Origin of the sequence: Pelagibaculum spongiae (assembly GCF_003097315.1) — a bacterium.
GTDB lineage: Bacteria > Pseudomonadota > Gammaproteobacteria > Enterobacterales > Pelagibaculaceae > Pelagibaculum > Pelagibaculum spongiae.
Genome location: NZ_QDDL01000002.1, coordinates 16,782 through 36,052, shown reverse-complemented (window position 1 = coordinate 36,052; position 19,271 = coordinate 16,782). Strand labels below are relative to the sequence as shown.

Genomic DNA, 19,271 nt, shown 5'->3' with positions numbered 1-19,271 from the left:
GACTGGTAGTCAGTAAGGCAGTGGGCAATATAAAAAAGCTTGTGGTAAGTTACTGAAAGATGGTTATGAAAGTTGTCTTTAAAGTAAAAAGAGAGGTTCGATCGAACTTGATATGTTTGCTTTATTTCAAATAATAAATGTGAGAAATGAATCCAAGACATTAAATGCGACAATTTATCGTGTTTTTAATTTTTACGTCCACTTTAATATATTTAAAAAAATGGCGGTGAATTTCACCGCCATTTTTAATTTTCTGTGGTCATACTAGTCAGAACTTAAGAGTAGAACTAATCAGTCAATCTTTTCTACTTTTAGCATTTCAATCCGACGGTTATCTGCCGCCAGAACTTCAAAACGGAAGTTGTTAATTTCAACGACTTCGCCTTTAACCGGTAAGTGGCCTAACGCCTGCATTACCAAGCCGCCGACGGTATCGACTTCTTCGTCGGAGTATTCAGTTTTAAAATGCTCGTTGAAATCTTCAATTGGTGTTAAAGCTTCAACTTCAGCGGTTTTTTCATCGGTGTCGATGATCTGATCTTCTTCTTCTTGATCATATTCATCTTCAATTTCACCGACGATCAGCTCTAGCACGTCTTCGATGGTTACCAAGCCAGAAACTCCACCGTATTCATCGACCACAATCGCCATGTGGTTACGGGTTTGGCGGAATTCTTTGAGCATGGCATCCAAGGGCTTGGACTCCGGCACAAAGGCCGGCTTACGCAACAGATCACGGATGTCGAAATTTCCCCAACCTTCGTTGTGAACTGTCCAACCGAGTAGATCTTTGGCAAGTAAAATGCCCAAAACCTCATCGCGGTTATCACCGATCACTGGAAAGCGAGAGTGGCCTGATTCAATCAGATCACCGAGAAATTCCTGAGGCTCGGCCTCTTTTTCCACAACTACCATCTGCGGGCGAGGGATCATTACGTCTCGAACCTGAAGTTCGGAGACTTTCATTACTCCCTCAATCATGCCAAAGGCATCGTCGTCGAGAAGGCCGCGCTCTCGCGCATCATCCAGCACATCAACTAACTGTTTTTGCGTTTGTGGCTCGCCAGTTAATGCTAGAGTGATTCGTTCCAGCCAGGATCTCGACGACCCGCTACTGTGGTCTTCGCTCATGCGTTTTCCTCTGCCTCATCTGCGTAAGGATCGGCGAATCCGAGTCCTTGTAAAATTTGTCGCTCAAGGCTTTCCATTTCCTCAGCTTCTTGGTCTTCGATATGGTCATAACCCAATAAATGTAAGCAACCATGCACCACCATATGTGCCCAATGGGCCGTTAATGGTTTTTGCTGTTCAATGGCTTCTGCCTCGACCACTTGCTGGCAAATAATTAAATCGCCTAGCAAGGGGAGATCAATACCGGGTGGGCATTCGAAGGGAAAGGACAGTACATTGGTGGGTTTATCTTTTTGCCGATACTGATGATTCAGTTGCTGACTTTCGTCGGATTCGACGATGCGAATGGTCAGCTCAGCAGTTTCCATAGAATCCGGCAGGCTCGCAGCGATCCAGCGCTGTAAGTCTGCCAATTTCGGTAATGGGTCGGGATCGTCAGTGGCGATCTGTAGGTCTATATCCGGTGTCATTGAGATTCAGCCTTTTCGTAAGCTTCGATAACCCGTTGCACAATTCGGTGACGAACCACATCCTTCGATTGGAAGAAGGTAAAAGATATTTCGTCGACCTCGCTTAATACCTTGATAGCATGCCGCAAACCGGACATTTTTCCAGTAGGTAGATCAACCTGAGTAACATCTCCGGTAATCACTGCCTTGGAATTAAAACCGATTCGGGTCAGAAACATTTTCATCTGTTCGACGGTGGTGTTCTGGCTCTCATCAAGAATAATAAACGCATCGTTGAGGGTTCGGCCACGCATATAAGCCAAAGGTGCTACTTCGATCACGTTTCGCTCAATTAGTTTTTCGACCTTTTCAAGCCCAAGCATTTCATACAAGGCATCGTAAAGTGGACGTAAATAAGGGTCGACTTTCTGACTTAAATCACCGGGTAAAAAGCCTAGTTTTTCACCGGCTTCAACCGCTGGACGAACCAGCATAATTCGGCTGATTTGGTCTTTTTCCAATGCTTCAACCGCGCAGGCAACTGCTAACCAAGTTTTACCGGTACCAGCTGGGCCAACACCAAAACTGATGTCATTGCGCTGAATATTAAAAATATAACTGCGCTGATTAACGCCGCGCGGCTTGATTAAACCTTTGCGGGTTTTGACCACCAAGTTGTCGGGTAGATTGTCCGGCTGTTTGTTTTCTAACGCCAAGCTGACTTCTTGCAATTTCAGATGCACTTGGGCTGATGTCAGATCAAGGTCGTCAGTTTGCAGGTAAAGGTCTTGTAACAGGGCTTGTGTGCTATCGACAATAAAAGGCAGGGCGATGATCTGATACAGGTTGCCGCGGTTGTTAATCTCAACACCAAGGCGGCGTTCGATCATCTTCAGATGCTCGTTAAGCTGGCCGTTTAAGCTGGCCAAACGATGATTATCTGCAGGTTCTAGGGAAAAATCCCGAGTTTCTAATTGTGTGCTCAAGTTGTTGTCTAATCCTCAGCTGACACTTGAAAAAAGCAAAGTTTATACTCGCCATACTTAACATTACTTTGAGTATATAAGCTCACTTTAACTCTATGACCTTAGCATGCAAGTGGAAGTTGCAGGTTTGAAGCTGATGTAGATTTGATAAGCGTGAGCGCAATCAGACAAAAATGTCTGGTTGCGCTTTAGGCTTACCAAACCTACTTCGTCTTTAAATCAACTCACCGCGAAGCGAGTTAGGCAAAGCTTCGATAATTTTTACCATCGCGAAATCGCCAATCAAATCATCAATTAATTCGGCACTCGCAGGGAAGTTAACCACCCGGTTATTTTCGGTGCGGCCCGCCAGCTCATGCTCATCTTTACGCGAAGTACCGGTAACCAATACCTTTTCGATATTGCCCAGCATTTGTTCACTGATGCGACGAGACTGCTGATTGATGCGAGCTTGCAATAGTTGTAAGCGCTGCTTTTTTACCGCCATCGGCAAATCATCTTCCATTTCAGAAGCTGGAGTGCCAGGACGAGGGCTGTAAATAAAGCTAAAGGACATATCAAAATCGATCTCGGCGATCAGATTCATGGTGTCTTCAAAGTCCTGATCGGTTTCACCGGGAAAGCCAATGATAAAGTCAGAACTAAAACTGATGTTCGGACGTTTAGCGCGAATGCGATTCATCAGTTTGACGTAATGCTCACGGGTGTGGCCGCGTTTCATTGCGGTCAAAACACTGTTAGAACCACTCTGTACCGGCAGGTGCAAATGGCTAACTAATTCAGGTACTTCGTCATAAACATCGACTAAAGAATCGGTGAACTCAACCGGGTGTGAAGTGGTAAAACGAATTCGATCGATACCATCGATTTGCGCCAGAACCCGAATCAGATCGGCTAAATCGACTTGTTGACCTTCGTGGTCAATGCCGCGATAGGCATTCACGTTCTGGCCCAGCATGTTTACTTCACGAACACCTTGCTCAGCCAAGCCGGCGGCTTCAACAATGATGTCGTCAAATGGACGGCTAACTTCCTTGCCGCGGGTATAAGGCACCACGCAGAAAGTACAAAACTTATCGCAGCCTTCCATGATCGAGATAAAGGCAGTAGCGCCATCAGCAACCTGCTCTGGCAGATTGTCGAATTTCTCGATTTCCGGGAAGGTGACGTCGACAATTTTCAGCATTTCAGGGCTGTCGTTGGCGTCGATCATTTCTGGTAAACGGTGCAGAGTCTGCGGGCCGAAAACCATATCAACAAAAGGCGCGCGCTTGATGATTTTGTCGCCTTCCTGGCTGGCTACGCAGCCGCCAACACCGATTTTCAAGTCGGGGTTCTTTTCCTTCAGCAGCCGCCAACGGCCTAATTGATGGAAAACTTTCTCCTGAGCCTTCTCGCGGATTGAGCAGGTATTCAGCAGCAACACATCAGCGTCTTCTGGATTATCAGTAGGCTCAAGGTCGTGGCTTACCTGCAGTAACTCAGCCATGCGCTTGGAATCATACTCATTCATCTGGCAGCCGAAGGTTTCTATGTACAGCTTTTTGCTCGTGCTCATCCGGATATGGGGAACCTGTTGGTCAAAGTCGAAAAAATAGCTGTGGATTTTACTGCGAGCGGCGCTCGGCTACAACCATAGCGATCGTAGGAATTGATTCGCTCGGGCAATTGATTCTCTAAAAGAATTAATTTTTATGGATTATGGGATTTATATTGATAGGCACAGTGCCATGCTCCGAACTTGTTATTCAGAGCATGAAAGCCTATGGCAGGGGTGTATAGAGACAAGCCATTGATTAAGAATGAAACGCTTAAAGAGATGATTCCTTTATGCTGCTTTTAACTGATAAACAGCTTTGTTAACCTGCAGATAATCTTACCGGCAATATAACAAAGTGACTAATAATGACCGGGCTGCTTCATCCTGCCTTGCAGAGATTGCTCAATTTACTGAATTTAATACTAATTCTGTTGGTTTTCGTGGTGCTGCCGTTTGGTTTTTATACCGGGCATGCCGAGAAATGGATTGAACAGGTCAGCGGTCGTTTTGTAGTGCCTGCAGCAAATTATTACCTGCGGCAAAACCCGGATTTACTCCATCGCTATTTAGGGCAGATCAATCATCAGTCGGTTGCAGCAATGGTTAATTTGTCACTGGAGAAGGATCCAGCGATTATCAGTGAATACATCAAAGGACTTGATCCTAAACTATTCGGCCAAGCACTGAATAAGGCATTAGGAGATCATCCGCAATTCTCAGCTGAAATTCTGCAGCAGGTCGATCCGAAACAAGTCGGTAAAATAGTCGATGGTTTATTAGCCGATGGCCGTGGTTTACAAGTGCTGTCGCAAATTCCTCAGCGGCGCTGGGTTGATTTATCACTGCACATTGACCAGCAATATCCTGAACTAATTCCACTGATGATTGCCGGGTTAGACCCGAAAAAAATTGGCGATGGCGTCGGTAAGCTATATCAAGCCAACCCTGACTTATTGCAGCAATTAGTCGAGCCGCTTTCCAGTGAACAGCTTGCAAAAAGTATTAGTCAATTGCTGCAGTCGCGGCCAAATCTATTGGCTGAAATCTGGCAAGGCAGTGATGCCAAGCTAGTGGCACAAAGCATTAATAAGTTGGTAATTAGTGACCCAGAAAAGGTCAATCAGTTGTTACATCGTTTGAATGCCACCGCTTTTGCTAAGGTGTTATCCGGCTTAGATAGCCAGCGGATTGCCACGATTGTTCGCCAAGCAACTGCCATGAAACCAGATGGCCCGGCCAATTTAATTAATGGTTTACGGCCCGAGCAGGTTGCAAGGGTGATTAACGAAGTGCTGCAATTAAACCCCGGTTGGTTATCTTCATTTTTAGGTGAATTAGACGCCCATCGACTGTCGTTTACTTTGAATCGTATGCTGGCGGATAACCAGCAAGAATTTTTAACTGTTTTACGTTCACTGGATAAAAAACTGCTGGGACAAGTGATAGATCGTTGGATGTTTTATGAGCCTGATTTGCTCGCCAGCTTAGCCAGTCAGGTAAAACCATTGCAAACGGCCAATCAGTTAAATCGTTTTTGGGCGGCAGACACTGAGCGGTTAGCAACATTTTCCAATGCGTTAGATGTGCCTGCAATGGCAAAGCAGATTAATTCAAGCATGCTAAATAACCCGCATTTATTGGCTGAATTAATCGACGGCATTGACGACAAGTTAGCGGCTGATTCAGTGAATATTTGCTTGAGGCAGAACCATCGGGGGCTGGAAGAATTCTGGGAGCGCCTTGACGGAGCGATGATTCGCAAGGTTGTTTTTTAGCTGATATCCGTAAGGGTTAAAGTGCTTGGCTTGCGTGTTATCGACTAGCTGATTATCCTTGCCGCCTTGCCATATTCCTCTTGAATTTATATGAACCTGATCCTGCTCGAAGCTGCTGATTTTATTGAAAACGGTCAAGTTAAGTTAACTGACCGTCGATTCCAGCATGTAAAAACCCATATCAAACCAGAGATTGGCTCGACACTTAAAGTTGGTTTGCTGGGCGGCAAGATGGGGCAGGGGAAAATTATTGAGCTGTCATCGAATCGATTATTACTCGATCAAATCGTGTTAGATACCCCACCGCCGCCACGGCTGCCGTTAACATTACTGCTCGGTTTGCCTCGGCCGAAAATGCTTAAAAGAATTTTTCAGCATGTGGCTACTTTAGGTATTGAACGGTTGATCTTGCTCAATAGCTATCGAGTAGAAAAAAGCTTTTGGCAGTCTCCATGGTTGGAGCCAGAAACGATTAGAGAGCAGCTGATTTTGGGTTTAGAGCAAGGGCGAGATACCGTGCTACCTGAGGTTATTATTGAAAAACGATTCAAGCTTTTTGTTGAAGATCGTCTACCAGCAATTACTTGTGGAAAACTAGGGTTAGTGGCAGATCCTCGTGCCAGCTTGAGCTGCCCACGACATGCTGCACAGTCAACCGTACTAGCGATTGGCCCAGAAGGTGGCTGGATTCCCTATGAAGTGGAAAAAATGCAAGAAGCAGGATTGGCTTCGGTCAATTTAGGCCCAAGAATTTTACGAGTAGATACTGCGGTCACGGCATTGGCTGCTAGGTTGTTTTAACGGTTCGTTCTGTAGTGCCTGCCTTAAAATAAATTAAGCGCTCTTTTTAAAGAGCGCTTAATTAATTCTAAATTAATGTTAATTAGTTCGAGTAATAAAAACTCGGGCGACCGGATTGTCAAACTTATGGCTGCTGGTTAATACTGAGTCAGTTAAAGCTAATTTATCGCCTTGATTGCCAATAATGCCGATATGTTGTGAAACTTTATCAATATCGCCAACCCTTGATGCGTCAAAGCCGGTTCCAGTACCTGCAGGGCCAGATATAGTTGCCTCAGTTTCTGTATTGGCTTCAGTGCCGCTGTCCCATGCAAATAAATTGATTGACGCTTTGTTGTGATCAGTAAATGCAAGCTGCTGTAAATCGATCATGGTTCGTCCGGCAAAACCATCATTGGTATTTTGTAATTTGCCTGCAATGGTCAGCATTAACGGATTATTTTTATGAGTAACAAAACTTATATCTAACAATATTGAATTGCCAGCTTGTAGGTTTTGTTCACCCAAAGCGGCGTGATAATAGACATCGTTAGAAGCATCCGCCAATGCAATTAAATCATCAGGTTCACCGGCTTCTGCGAGTTTTTCTAATGCGACTGAAGCAGCTGCGCCATTTTCCCATGCATTAAATTGATTGCTGTGAACAATAACAGCCATGGGCGAAATCGGCTGATTGTTGGTGAGGTTAAGTACCGATATTCGATATTGGTAATTACGGTTGTCGTTATCTGAACAGCTGATTAATGTTACTGCGCAGAATAAAAACAGTAGCGGCAGAGCAAGTAATTTTTTCATCGTAATTGCTCCTGGCTATTCGCTAATGGTAATGACGACCTTGGCAACCGGATTTAACCAGCGATGGACTTTAGCTTTTAAATCACCGGTGTTATCACTGGCATCCAGCTCACCTAGGTGGCCACGATGAATATGGACTTTATCATTGGAATCTGTTGCACCTACAGCTGAACCACCTACACCAAAACCAGCTGCATTATTATTGCCAGCATCTGGATGGAATGGAATAAAAACGCCGGTACAAGTATTGGTTTCATCTAAAGCTAAATTGCAAGCACCATCGGCGGCTGTTTGATCAGTTTCACTGGCAGGGATGGTTTGCTCAGTGTTTGCTTCAGTCCCGGCATCGTAAGCATTTAAATAAACAACCCAGCTACCCGTGCCTGCGGGGATTTTCCAACTATCCAAGCCAACAAAGCCATCATTGGAAGGCATTAACATGCCGACAATTGAAAGATGAGTATTCGATTCAGTGAGGTTGATATCGGTATAATCTTGATTGGTACCTGGGGCTAGCAAAATCACCGGTGCAGTGTCGTTGGTGCCTGATGCGTTAACTACTTGATCTGAAGTGCTGGGTATTTGCCCATCAAGCTGGTTGTTATTGTTTAGATCGGCAACAATTCCAGTGGCACCACCTGGGCCACCAATTGTTAGCGTTGATGTGTTTTTGTTCAACGCACCCACATTACCGGTTTCAGCCATAATGCGTAGCGCTTCAGTGGCATCTGTTCCGACCCGGAATAGGGTGTAGCTACTGGTATGGGTCGCTGCAATTTGCGGCGTAATATAAGTGCCATGCATTAAATTGGTCATATTGATCGAAATGGTTCGAGCATGAGCGCTTGGCATCGCAAGACTTAATGCGGCAAAGCTGAGCAAAATCAATTGTTTTTTCATGGGGCTTCCCTGAAGGTTTTTATTGGTCTGTATCCTGCCGTTGACAGAGCAAAAGATAGTCCAGATCAAGAGATTTCCCAGATAATTTGGGTTTTACTGATGCAGGGAGTAATATCTGCGCGCTATTAGTTTTTGAGTTGAGAATGCTGTGTCGTTGAAGTATGTCGCCGCATCACGACTGCCGACCCGTTGGGGTGATTTTACTCTGCATGGCTTTGAAGACTTGCAGAGCGGTAAGGAACATGTCGCCCTAACAATGGGTGAGTTTGATCCGCAGTCGCCGGTGTTGATGAGAATTCATTCCGAATGTTTAACCGGAGATGCGCTGTTTAGCTTGCGTTGTGATTGTGGCCCGCAATTACAAGCTGCTATGCAGCGAATTGCTGAAGAAGGTGCTGGCGTATTGTTGTACTTGCGTCAGGAAGGACGTGGTATTGGTTTGCTTAATAAAATCCGAGCCTATGCTTTGCAAGATCAGGGGCATGACACAGTCGAAGCTAACATTGCTTTAGGCTTTGAAGCCGATCAACGTGACTACAGCTTTGTTGGTGAGATGCTGGAAAAGGTTGGAGTGAAAAAAGCCCGCCTGATGACCAATAACCCTCGCAAGGTTGCAGCCATGGAAGCTTGTGGTGTTGAAGTGGTTGAGCGAGTGCCCCATTGCGCTGGCCAAAATTCACACAATAGCCATTACTTATCAACCAAGGCCGGTAAATTAGGGCATTTGCTGTAATTATTCACTGACCTTGCTTGATAAAAAAACCAGAGCCAAAAGCTCTGGTTTTTTTATGCGCGTATTAAATGAAAATTCAATCTATTCGATTTTAGATGTTAATGATCTTGGTGACTTGTTTAGTCGAAAAAATTTATAGAGCGATTACACCTGATTACTTAAGGAGTTAATTAGTCAATAGGTTTCTAATGAATAGTCAGGTGATCTTATTGGCTACATTGAGTTAATTCATGGTTGCAAAATGGTATTGCGTTTTTGAAATATTTACTTTGCACGCATTAAGTGTATGCTGAAACTTTGATTATCTTAATCATTACAAAGTTCTCCGTGAATTCAAGTCAACTAATAATAGTTGTTTAAGCCAGTTAGATTGCAAATGAATGAGCGGTAGCGTGTTAGCTGGCTTTAAAAACTGATTTTAGGATACGTTGTCATTTAAACAACTAATGGCTCGTAGCTTTTTATTTGTTTTTAGCTACTGCAACCGCAGTACGAGAACTAATCATTATTTTAGGTCAGCAGTTAAATATGTAGGTAACTGATGCAAAGACTTCCCCAGCTTCGTGGTATTCAGGCATTTGTGTATGCAGCAAAGCATTTGAGCTTTAAAAAAGCAGCAGATGAACTTAATGTTACACCAACAGCAATTAGCCATAACATTAAATCACTAGAAGATGATCTTGGTGTTCGATTATTCAACAGGTTGACGCGGTCATTGAGTTTGACGAATGAAGGCGAAATTTTTGCACCGTTAGTAATGGATGCGTTTTCAAAGCTTCATGAGGCCGTGGGTGCACTTTCTCATTCAGAGAGTAACGGACCGTTGATGATTACCACTACAAAATCATTTGCGAGCAGTTGGTTGTCCGAAAGAGCGTATAAATTTAGAGAGCTTTACCCTGATTACGGATTAAAGATTGATGCAAGCGATTCAATAAAAAATTTAACCTCAAGTAATTTCGATGTATCAATCAGGCATGGTGGTGGTGGTTATGATGGGTTGCATTTTGCCTGGGTTTTAAATAACTATGTTGTTCCTGTTTGTTCACCAAAATTTATTGATACTAAAGGCCGAATATCACCGAGTGATTTGTTAAACCATTCATTAATAGTATATGAATGGGAAAATTTTGCTGAAGATGACCCTTGTTGGGAAAAATGGTTTGCGCTCTCACAAACTAAAATGGATAAAGCTAAGCTTATCGAAACATATAGCGATGAATATATTTGCATTCAAGCTGCGCTTGCAAGTAGAGGGGTCGCGCTTTGCAGCGTAATTACTGCTTCATCATATCTTAATAGCGGCGATCTAGTCATACCAACTGACCCCAGCTTGTATTTGAAAGATAAATCATATTATTTAGTATGTGAAAAAGGCAATGCAGATAAAGAAAAAATGATCGCGTTTCAAGAATGGTTGTTAGACGAAGCAGATCAGTACAGAGAAAGTAGGATAGGTTCTCTAATAGATGATATCGAAGAAGACAATTAAAGCGATGCGCTGGTTAAGGCTTCAGAATTTAATAGAAATTCTACAGTTACAATGTCGTGTTCGACTTAAAATCTTACTCAGCCTACGTTAGATGATTTTGTAGTCTGAGTAGGCCTAAAGGCGCATCGGGTAAGATTGTACGAAATACTTTATATGTACAAAACTTCTAAACTAATAAACCATTAGGTGCGGTAAACAGGTATTGATGAGAATCGTTGTGGTTCGCTAATGCTCGACACAGCTTGTAAAAATACTAATGTAGATAATTGTTAAATACTAATGATTTTATAATTCCTGAATTCAAATCTTAAGTGCATAACCCAGCAATTATTTTCTACTGATCTTGGTTTCTGCTTCAAATGCTTCGTATGCAGTTTGGTAATTCAAACATTTTCTTGGGCGACTATTCAATCGATCAACCGCTTCTATCACTTCTTGGTTTTAATATTTTTCAAAGACATCGTCTTTGGGAGGTAACGTCGTAACAATCCATTAGCATTTTCATTCTGCCCTCTTTCTCAAGAGCTATAAGGTTTTGCAAAATAATTATCGCACTTAATTTTTTTTGCTTAAGTTTTGATGGCTAGCGAACTCTCTTCCATTATCAAATATTATTGTTTTAACATGCTTTTTAATCGGCAGTAGTAAGCTAATCAGCGCACCGACAACATTTTCTGTTGTTTTTTTCTGAACCGGCATTGCCAGACGAAGCTTGCTCTTTCGCTCATCAATCGTTGCTATCGCACCTTAGTGACCTTTTCCAATAATGGTATCAGGCTTCCCAGTCTCCAATACGTGCTCTGGTATCAACAATGGTTGGGCGATCTTCTATTCCTATCCGCCCTGAAATACCTTTGCACGAGCCACCAGAACTACCGTATTTCTTTCGATAAGGTTTTAATTTCCTAGGCAAGTAGCGATACAGTAATCCGCCTAATCTTTTGTCTTTACGAATAAAATTATAAATCGTCTGATGGTGCATCTTAAACAAACCATCTTTGTCTGCGCGCCCTGCAATTTGTTCCGGACTCCAATGTTCCTTTAATCCATAGCAAATATAATCGACAGTAGCTTCAGTAATCTTTCTCTGTTTAGGCTTGTCTTCAAGGCGTTTTTGGGCAAATTCTTGAGCTTTTTTATGGCGATAGCCTCGTAAACCTGTGTTGCGTTTCACTTCTCTGGAAAGTGTACTCTGGTTGCGCTGAAGGCTGCTGACAATAGTGTTAAGCGAGTCGCCCATTTTTAAGCGTGTCTCAATATAGTATCTTTCTTCAGAGTTCAGATGTTTGTAGCTCATTGTGGCCTCAGTTTGGTTTGGTCGCCAACAGAGAAAATATTTGAGCTCTTCTTTTAACTCAACCTCTGCTAGCAAACAGAGGTTATGCACTTATGATACGAATCCGCGATTTTAATTTATGGCTGTTTTTTTGATTTGCGGTATTTTTCAAGGTAGTTGTCCCTTTTTAGATTAATTTATACCCGCCCTTTCTCTTTCTGGATTTAAAGCGACTTCATTTATATGGCTCCAATCCCTGATTGCGCCTGGCCATCGCTCTGGATGTTCTGATTTAGCCAATTCATAAACCGCCACTCTCTTTTCAAGTAGTTGCTTGTCTTCATTATTATGGCGCTGGTGCGGCGTCACAAATTTGATACCACTATGTCGATGCTCGTGGTTGTACCAACGTGCAAATTTTAACATCCAGCTTCTGGCATCATCCAGAGTTGCAAAGCCGCTGCTCGGATATTCAGGGCAGTATTTCACCGTTCGAAACAACGATTCTGAATAAGGGTTGTCATTACTGACTCTAGGACGGCTATATGAAGATCCAACACCTAATTCTTCGAGGCGCGCCTTAAAGGTAAAACTCTTCATCGGCGCACCATTGTCAGAATGAAGTACGGGTGGGTTTTTCAAGCAATTTTCTGATAATAAAGTGCGCGCTACCAATACCTTGGCATACTCACCCGATTCCACTTCATAGACTTCCCAGCCAACAATTTTTCGACTGTAAATATCGACAATCAAATATAAATACCAGAACAAGCCTTTGGTTCGAGAAGGTAAATAACTAATATCCCATGTCCAGACTTGATTTGCGCTTGTCGCGATATGCGTTGTCGGCTTTCGCCGTTTATGAGGCTTTTTACTACGGCCTCGATGCGTTAATTGGCCATTTCGTCTTAATACTCTGTACCAAGAGGATTCGCTGGCAATATAGGTGCCGCGATCTGCAAGCGTAGGGACAATCTGACAAGGCGGTAACCGACTGAATTCTTTTTGATTACTAATATTTAATATTGTCTTTTCTTCTTCCTTTGACAGCTTGTTAGCAGGCATATCTTTAACCACCAATGGACGTTGGTCTTCTATAGTTTTGCCTGCTTTGTCTTGCCAACGGTTCAGTGTTTTCAAGCTGATATTCAATATATCAGCAGCTTGGCGACGGCGCGCACCCTCAGTAATGGCTTGATGAAACCATTCCAAACACTGCTGGCGCTGTGCAAGTGACGTTAGTTGTCCTCGCTGTCGATTCCGTACCAAGCATCGAGCTTTTTTGAAAGAATCAACAGCGTGCTCGCCTCTGCAAGTGCTTTATCTTTACGTCTCAATTCTTTTTCTAACTTTTTGATTTTCTTTTCATCTGTTTTTTCTTTAAGCGTTTTTCGAGGCGCTTTGGATGCTTTTTCCGCCGATTGGTTACCGTGAATACAGGCTTGTTTCCATTGCTTTATCTGGTTTGGATACAGACCTTTTTCACGGCAATATTCACTCAGTTCAGCTTCATTAAAGCTGGCAGTTGCAAGGACAACAGCAAACTTAGCTTCAGCAGACCATTGTTCAGAACTCAGATGTTTTTCAGGCATGGGATGACCAGAGAGGTTAAATCGTTTGCGCCAATTGTACAATGCTGCCTCAGAAATACCTTCTTCTTTAGCAAGCACAGGAATAGATAAGCTTTGAGGAGGTAATAATCGTTTTAAAACAGCGTGTTTTCTTTCTTCAGAATAAGAGGGCATGTCCGTAATTCCTGCCATCCTCAATTGAAAAAGGATGGATTAAGTTAAGAGACAACTATCCTGACAGGGCGGGTTTGGAAGAAATTAGCTTGGATATGAACTTTGCACTCGATCCTTAAATAACTCAATTTTATGTAGAATGTTTGTCCCTCTAAAACCTTCAGAATCATCCCAGATGATTGCGCCAATGCCATATTTTTCAACATAAATCATAACTTGTGAAAGCTCTCTAGAAGATGATTTTTTTGAAATCCATAACTCTCCTTGACGAATAATAGCTATTGTTGTGTTGAGTGTGTCTATGGTCACTAAGTCGCTATTAGAAAATATCGTATCGTTATGTTTATCTTCAATACCGGAAAAGTCATTGACATCCCTGTGGGTCTTAAGTAGAACTGAAAAGCCAGATATTATCGTTGATAATAGTATCCGATCGGCTTCTAACATGTGGTGTGGCCAGCAAATTTCATCGCCTGAATCAAGGCTTCTGATTAGCAAGTTCGTGTTAGAAATACTAAAGTTGAAAGCCATTCTTTTTGCTTGATTTTCCCAAATTACATGGAAATATTGTTTAAAAGTACCTGTCCTGTTTGCGCCTTTTGCAGTAAACGCTACTTTTATTTTAGCAATTGAGGCCTTCGTGCAGCTTGAAAGCCAATCAACAGGTGTACGAGTAGATTTTTCTCTAGGGGGCTTTAATGTTGGCATAATATCAATGTACCAGTTGCTGTTTTAAATTCTACAGAAATTACTTTAGTCATTAATTTGATGTTGTACTACGTTGCGCAAATTTTTTATGACAAGCGGGTGTTGAAAAATTAACCGTCTGTTTTTAATGATCTATAGTTTGACACTGAAACTTTGTGTTTTGATATTGATAGAAAAAGTATAATAAATAAAGTGTTGGCATTGTTTTGATTTTTTTCAGTGAGTTTTCAGTAGCAGGATGTTAAACAGGTAGTGATAAGATATAGTATTTATTTTTTTATCAATTACTCTCATGTTATCGCAATATTTATTGATAAATAAATAGCAACCTAAAGGCCGATTATTAAAAAGTTAGTTCGTTGTAAAAAAGAACATGTTGTCTGTATCTGCTGAGAGTGTTGTATTCGCTAAAATTCTTTGTCGGGCAGCGTTTTAGCCTAGCTAAGGCTGTCAAATTGATCTGTGTTTTTTGCAAAGAAGAAACTATATCAGTTTAAGTTGAAAGCCAGTCTTGTTAATATTGTAATGCGTTTTAATATTAAGCTGGATCTATCGATATTGTTGACAATAAAACATAACAATACGCCGCGCCCCACTAATGTCTAAAGAATAAATTGATCAGTGGTCGCTCCAATAGTCAGGGGTTGTTTATTTATTACTAGTGACCGAGATTACAACATCGATTGAATTTAGGCTTTATGTACCAAATCTAAAATTATCAATATGGATCGCGTGCGACAAAACAGCAACAAAGTATTGCGTTAACTAACACTTGATTATAACAAGTGCTCAATACTAAAAATGTTTAACTTAAAGCTGTTTCAGCAATTTAATGATCAATATCCTGCTTGCGGATTAGAGCTGCGTTTACAGGCAGGCTATAGGACATGGGTTGCTTGCGTGATTACAGATATGACGCATCTAAATCCAGATGCGCACATAAGCTTACCTAGACGACGAAAATTAACTAGTTTCATTAATATAGAGTGAAAACTGAGTCAGTTCTGACTAATTAAAAGGTGTCGATAAAAAATTCAAACATTTCATTGTGGGACTATTTCTTTAAAGCCAGAGCGCTGAAGCAAAGATAATGATTTTAAGGCAAAAAAAAGCGCAGACAATCTGTCTGCGCAAAACTCACAATTTAGTGAGTAGGGGGTTAATTATTAACGCCTGCAATCTTGTCATGGTCAAGAGGCAGTAAGCCGATTTGCATGAATAGACCCATAGTATCTTCATGGTAGAAGTACTTGATTACTTTTCCATCTTCATTAAATTCAAAAATTTCAGCGCCAAGAATATCGATTTTTCTACCTGTTCCAGGGATTCCATAAAAGTCACCTAAATGAGTGCCTGAAAGACGGAATCGACTGGCGACTTTGTTTCCTTCACCAATTATTTCTAAAGCTTCTTCTTTAATATCAGGGAATGCAGTTCTCCAGAACTTAACTAAAGTTTTAAAGCCTTCTTTTCCTTTTGGCCAATCTTCTAAGAATTGGTCGTGCTCAACATTATCGTCAAAAACTTTATCAATTTCTTCCATGTCACCGTTGTTCCAGCAAATGGAGTAAATTTTAGCAACCGTCTGTTTGTTTCTTTCAGTGTTAGTCATTATTTTCTACCTGCTTGTTTTTGGTTAATGGTAATGACAGCAAAAAGTTATAAAACTTTAATGCTGGCAATGATGTTTTCATATAAAGTAAATTTGTAATGGGTCAAACCACGAGAGCGCCTCTGTCAGCGTTTACAGCTTGTCCAGTAATGTTTATCGCATAGCTAGAGGCAAGCATTAAGTAACAGAGCGCAACATCGTTAGGTTCTTGTACTTCACCAAAACATTGCTCTGATGCAAGCTCATTCAATAATGTCTCTTGTGAAGTGTTCTGATGAAGAGCCATTTTTTTTAAAGAATGCATCGCTGGTGCAGTTTTCACCCATCCGGGGCATACAGCGTTAACTCGTATTTCTCTTGTGCCGAGCTCTTTAGCTAATACCTTCATTAATCCAAGGTTTGCATGCTTGCTCGAGATGTAAGCAGAGAATTCTGGAACAGCCGTTTTACCCCAGATTGACGAAGTAATAAGAATGCATCCGCGATCTGGAATTTTATCGATAGCATTTTTAATAGATAGATAAGTGCCAGTAACATTGGTATTGATGATGTTTTGAAAGTTTTCCATATTTTCATTGCTATTGTCATTAATTGGAGTAGGGAATTCTACTCCAGCATTGGCGATAAAAACGTCAATGGTATCAATTTTAGAAAATTCATTTTTTAGACTTTCATTGCATGAGATGTCGCATTTTAGTGCAGTCACTTTTTTATTCGATAACTTCTGTAATTTTTTTTCAGCAATAAATATGTCGTCATTTTTCGCTACTATATAAACAATAGCACCATGGTTCACAAAAGCTTCTGCAACGGCAAATCCTATACCACTCGAAGCACCAGTAACAACTACGTGTTTATTTTGAAAGTCATTAAACATGCGATTATCTCGATTAATAAAAAACGGCGCCACCATTGGGGCTTAAGCATTGACCGGTATAAAATGAAGTGTCATCAGAAGCTAAAAATACTGCAGTAGTCGCAATTTCTTCTGTATTTCCAAAGCGTTTCATTGGATTGCTTGTTTCAAGTTTAAACTCATGTTTATTCATTGTTTCTGGATCGCACATTCTGGTAGCAATTGGGCCAGGTGCTATTGAATTAACTCGTATGTTTGGTGCAAATTCACGCGCCCATGATCGAGTGAGCCCATGTATCGCCGCTTTGCTCGCGCAATAAGCACTGTAATTTTCACGCCCCAAATACGAAAGCTCAGACGTAATGTTAATCACGGTACCTATCCCATCAGACTGTAGGATTGCTGAAATTCCGTGCTTTCCAACGAGATAGCTTCCTCGTAAATTGACAGAGATGATTTTATCAAAGTCAGTAATGCTGGAATCAATCAATGGGGATTTAATTGAAATCCCAGCATTGTTAACTAAGATATTTAGCTTTCCAAAGTGACCAATAGTTTTATTAACGGCTTGTGAAACTGACCTTTCATTCGTCACATCGCACGGCACCCAGAAAATTTGATCGCTATAAGTAGAAAAATATTCGATATCTTCTGGTTGAGGTGGATCAAAAGTAGGGAAGCTAATCGCTACATTACAACCTTCGCTTACAAAGGCCTTGGCAATTGAAAGGCCAATTCCAGTTGATGCACCTGTAATAAAAGCTGTTTTATTTAGTAACTTCATTTTAACAGCCTGCCCCAAGCGTTTTATTCGAAATATGTGTCTTTTATGATATGTGGACAGTTGATTGGGTGCAGCTTCAATTTTTTCATCAGTTTGGTGAATGGATTTCATCTGATGGAGTGTTAACGCTTAGTATATTCTAAATAAAATAAACAAGAATGAGGAAAAACAAAAATGAGTAAAGAAGAAATAAATCAAAACAAACTAGTGACTAAAGTCGATCATTACATTATGGCTGCTATGTCAATTGCGCCACTAGTATTGTCAATTTTATGGTTATCTTAACTTGAATCTAGTATGGCGGAATTGATTATGCAGAATGGTTCAGGTAACTCTCTAAACCCAATAGCATTAAAAGATAGAGGCGAAGGTTTTATCTCCTTGTTTTTTTTATGGGCTGGCGGGAATATTCTTTTAGCGACTTTCATTGTTGGAAGTTATTACGCTGAAGGATTAGGGTTTTTCCCTATGATAATTATTTCAATAACAGCAAATTTAGCTGCCTATGCAATATGTGCTATATCATCGCAAAGAGGCGCTAAATATGGAGTAGATGAAGTCATTACGCTAAGACCAGCGTTTGGTTTTTCTGGAGCATATTATGGCGCATTTGTTTTAATATTTATCAATTTTGGTTGGATAGGGTTGCTTTCATCTATGACAGGTACGGCTACAGTTAATGCTAGCCAAGCTTTCTTAGGTGATGGATTTTCATTTCCAGGTAGTTATACTTTATTTGCTATTGGCGGTGGCGTTTTAATTCCTGCACTTTTAGTTATGCTGACGCCCAAGGCTAGTTTCTATCTTTCAAATATTACTGTGCCACTATTAGGTGGTTTTTCTATCTATATATTGATTAAAATTTTAAATAGCGATCATATGATCGACGTTGTTAATTTTAAAGCAACGGGCGAAGTCGGAATTGCATTTGCAATCGAAACTTGTGTAGTTTGGGCTGTTGCATGGCAGCCATACTTAGGTTCGTGGAATAAATTTGCATCATCTGAGAGGAGTGCATACTGGGGGACATTTGCTGGTTTAGCTTTAATTGGAATAATATTTTCAATTACAGGTGGCATAGCAACACTAGCGACAGGTGAGATTGACCCCGCAGTATGGGCTGTTAAATTAGATTTAGGTGTTATGGCCTTACTCATTATAATACTGGGAACTATCACCACCAGTGCATTATTATTGTACGCAGGAACTATGGCAATAATGTCAGTTTTTCCACGATTGAGCTATAAGCTTGCGGTCGTAGTCGTATCACTCCCTTCTTTGATATTTATTTTTAGTAATCAATTACAAGATCTATTTGGAGTAATTTTACTTTTTGTAGGGCTTCTTGCTGGACCATACTGGGCAATTTCAATGGTGGACTACGCTTTTTTAAGAAAAAGCACAATTGATGTTGATGAGTGCTATAACAAAAATGGAAAATATTCATTTAAAAATGGATTTAATCCAATAGCCTTTTTAGCACAATTAATAGGTATGCTGTTATGGCTCTATTTAGGTGGGTGGCTCTCAGGGCTCGAGACTCTGACGTTCTCATCTGGAGCGTCAATGTTTGAATACTTCAGTGCAACGATACCTGCAATGATTGTATCGGCCGCATTGTATGTTTTTTTCGTCAAGGTTTTATTCAAGTCGAATAAAATGATCGTTAACTCTTATCAAGTTTAAGT

The 19,271-nt window shown here is 41.2% G+C and carries 16 protein-coding genes and 1 pseudogene; 5 read left to right on the top strand and 12 right to left on the bottom strand.

Annotated features, from left to right (window positions below):
- Positions 1-291: 291 nt before the first annotated feature.
- From DC094_RS06150 to miaB, 4 genes are all read right to left on the bottom strand, one after another.
- Complete coding sequence (locus DC094_RS06150; RefSeq protein ID WP_116686258.1) at positions 292-1,131, bottom strand: CorC family transporter; 840 nt, start codon at positions 1,129-1,131, stop codon at positions 292-294.
- Positions 1,128-1,601, bottom strand: coding sequence for an rRNA maturation RNase YbeY (ybeY, locus tag DC094_RS06145; RefSeq protein WP_116686257.1), 474 nt, complete (start codon positions 1,599-1,601; stop codon positions 1,128-1,130). Before ybeY ends, DC094_RS06150 begins: the two co-directional genes overlap by 4 nt.
- Positions 1,598-2,566: a PhoH family protein gene (locus DC094_RS06140; RefSeq protein ID WP_116686256.1), complete on the bottom strand. Its 969-nt coding sequence runs from the start codon at positions 2,564-2,566 to the stop codon at positions 1,598-1,600. Before DC094_RS06140 ends, ybeY begins: the two co-directional genes overlap by 4 nt.
- Before the next feature lie 214 nt (positions 2,567-2,780).
- Positions 2,781-4,124, bottom strand: coding sequence for a tRNA (N6-isopentenyl adenosine(37)-C2)-methylthiotransferase MiaB (miaB, locus tag DC094_RS06135; protein ID WP_116686255.1), 1,344 nt, complete (start codon positions 4,122-4,124; stop codon positions 2,781-2,783).
- 347 nt (positions 4,125-4,471) lie between these two features.
- Between miaB and DC094_RS06130 the strand changes: the two genes are divergently transcribed.
- Together DC094_RS06130 and DC094_RS06125 are read left to right on the top strand one after the other, a co-directional pair.
- Positions 4,472-5,881: a hypothetical protein gene (locus tag DC094_RS06130; RefSeq protein WP_116686254.1), complete on the top strand. Its 1,410-nt coding sequence runs from the start codon at positions 4,472-4,474 to the stop codon at positions 5,879-5,881.
- Between the two features lie 90 nt (positions 5,882-5,971).
- The gene (locus DC094_RS06125; protein ID WP_116686253.1) at positions 5,972-6,682 is read left to right on the top strand and encodes a 16S rRNA (uracil(1498)-N(3))-methyltransferase; all 711 of its coding nucleotides are present in this window, start codon (positions 5,972-5,974) and stop codon (positions 6,680-6,682) included.
- A gap of 78 nt (positions 6,683-6,760) precedes the next feature.
- Here DC094_RS06125 and DC094_RS06120 read toward each other — a convergent pair whose 3' ends face one another.
- Entirely contained in the window at positions 6,761-7,477 is a 717-nt protein-coding gene (locus tag DC094_RS06120; RefSeq protein WP_116686252.1) for a spondin domain-containing protein, read from the bottom strand.
- Positions 7,478-7,492: 15 nt separating this feature from the next.
- On the bottom strand, positions 7,493-8,377 hold the full coding sequence (locus DC094_RS06115; RefSeq protein ID WP_116686251.1) for a spondin domain-containing protein: 885 nt from the start codon (positions 8,375-8,377) through the stop codon (positions 7,493-7,495).
- A 148-nt stretch (positions 8,378-8,525) separates the two neighbouring features.
- Between DC094_RS06115 and ribA the strand changes: the two genes are divergently transcribed.
- Together ribA and DC094_RS06105 are read left to right on the top strand one after the other, a co-directional pair.
- On the top strand, positions 8,526-9,110 hold the full coding sequence (gene ribA, locus DC094_RS06110) for a GTP cyclohydrolase II (protein WP_116686250.1): 585 nt from the start codon (positions 8,526-8,528) through the stop codon (positions 9,108-9,110).
- A 541-nt stretch (positions 9,111-9,651) separates the two neighbouring features.
- Positions 9,652-10,602, top strand: coding sequence for a LysR substrate-binding domain-containing protein (locus DC094_RS06105; RefSeq protein WP_116686249.1), 951 nt, complete (start codon positions 9,652-9,654; stop codon positions 10,600-10,602).
- Positions 10,603-10,929: 327 nt separating this feature from the next.
- On the opposite strand, the pseudogene DC094_RS22995 reads toward DC094_RS06105, so the two are convergent.
- The 6 genes and pseudogenes from DC094_RS22995 to DC094_RS06075 all read right to left on the bottom strand — a co-directional run bounded on the left by DC094_RS22995 (position 10,930) and on the right by DC094_RS06075 (position 17,583).
- Positions 10,930-11,899: pseudogene (locus DC094_RS22995) on the bottom strand (IS30 family transposase).
- Between the two features lie 171 nt (positions 11,900-12,070).
- Positions 12,071-13,623, bottom strand: a protein-coding gene (locus DC094_RS06095; protein ID WP_116686107.1) for an IS3 family transposase whose coding sequence is annotated in 2 segments (ribosomal slippage) — positions 12,071-13,164 and positions 13,164-13,623 — 1,554 coding nt in all. Because the reading frame shifts where the segments join, the coding sequence is not laid out codon by codon here.
- 84 nt (positions 13,624-13,707) lie between these two features.
- Positions 13,708-14,331 carry a hypothetical protein gene (locus DC094_RS06090; RefSeq protein WP_116686247.1) on the bottom strand — a complete coding sequence of 208 codons (624 nt, stop codon included), beginning with the start codon at positions 14,329-14,331 and terminating at the stop codon, positions 13,708-13,710.
- 1,159 nt (positions 14,332-15,490) lie between these two features.
- Positions 15,491-15,943 (bottom strand): ester cyclase, encoded by a 453-nt coding sequence (locus DC094_RS06085; RefSeq protein WP_116686246.1) that lies wholly within the window; start codon positions 15,941-15,943, stop codon positions 15,491-15,493.
- A 103-nt stretch (positions 15,944-16,046) separates the two neighbouring features.
- Positions 16,047-16,820 (bottom strand): SDR family NAD(P)-dependent oxidoreductase, encoded by a 774-nt coding sequence (locus DC094_RS06080; RefSeq protein WP_158527235.1) that lies wholly within the window; start codon positions 16,818-16,820, stop codon positions 16,047-16,049.
- Positions 16,821-16,833: 13 nt separating this feature from the next.
- On the bottom strand, positions 16,834-17,583 hold the full coding sequence (locus tag DC094_RS06075; RefSeq protein WP_158527234.1) for an SDR family NAD(P)-dependent oxidoreductase: 750 nt from the start codon (positions 17,581-17,583) through the stop codon (positions 16,834-16,836).
- Between the two features lie 297 nt (positions 17,584-17,880).
- On the opposite strand from DC094_RS06075, the gene DC094_RS06070 reads away from it, so the two are divergent.
- A complete protein-coding gene (locus DC094_RS06070) occupies positions 17,881-19,269 on the top strand; it encodes a purine-cytosine permease family protein (RefSeq protein ID WP_116686243.1) in 1,389 nt (462 codons plus the stop codon).
- The last annotated feature ends 2 nt before the right edge of the window (positions 19,270-19,271 follow it).

What these genes read in the sequence shown, in the direction of transcription:
- DC094_RS06150 (WP_116686258.1), bottom strand. Translation starts at nt 1,131, where the DNA reads ATGAGCGAAGACCACAGTAGCGGGTCGTCGAGATCCTGGCTGGAACGA.
- ybeY (WP_116686257.1), bottom strand. Translation starts at nt 1,601, where the DNA reads ATGACACCGGATATAGACCTACAGATCGCCACTGACGATCCCGACCCA.
- miaB (WP_116686255.1), bottom strand. Translation starts at nt 4,124, where the DNA reads ATGAGCACGAGCAAAAAGCTGTACATAGAAACCTTCGGCTGCCAGATG.
- DC094_RS06130 (WP_116686254.1), top strand. Translation starts at nt 4,472, where the DNA reads ATGACCGGGCTGCTTCATCCTGCCTTGCAGAGATTGCTCAATTTACTG.
- DC094_RS06125 (WP_116686253.1), top strand. Translation starts at nt 5,972, where the DNA reads ATGAACCTGATCCTGCTCGAAGCTGCTGATTTTATTGAAAACGGTCAA.
- DC094_RS06120 (WP_116686252.1), bottom strand. Translation starts at nt 7,477, where the DNA reads ATGAAAAAATTACTTGCTCTGCCGCTACTGTTTTTATTCTGCGCAGTA.
- DC094_RS06115 (WP_116686251.1), bottom strand. Translation starts at nt 8,377, where the DNA reads ATGAAAAAACAATTGATTTTGCTCAGCTTTGCCGCATTAAGTCTTGCG.
- DC094_RS06105 (WP_116686249.1), top strand. Translation starts at nt 9,652, where the DNA reads ATGCAAAGACTTCCCCAGCTTCGTGGTATTCAGGCATTTGTGTATGCA.
- DC094_RS06090 (WP_116686247.1), bottom strand. Translation starts at nt 14,331, where the DNA reads ATGCCAACATTAAAGCCCCCTAGAGAAAAATCTACTCGTACACCTGTT.
- DC094_RS06085 (WP_116686246.1), bottom strand. Translation starts at nt 15,943, where the DNA reads ATGACTAACACTGAAAGAAACAAACAGACGGTTGCTAAAATTTACTCC.
- DC094_RS06080 (WP_158527235.1), bottom strand. Translation starts at nt 16,820, where the DNA reads ATGTTTAATGACTTTCAAAATAAACACGTAGTTGTTACTGGTGCTTCG.
- DC094_RS06075 (WP_158527234.1), bottom strand. Translation starts at nt 17,583, where the DNA reads ATGAAGTTACTAAATAAAACAGCTTTTATTACAGGTGCATCAACTGGA.
- DC094_RS06070 (WP_116686243.1), top strand. Translation starts at nt 17,881, where the DNA reads ATGGCGGAATTGATTATGCAGAATGGTTCAGGTAACTCTCTAAACCCA.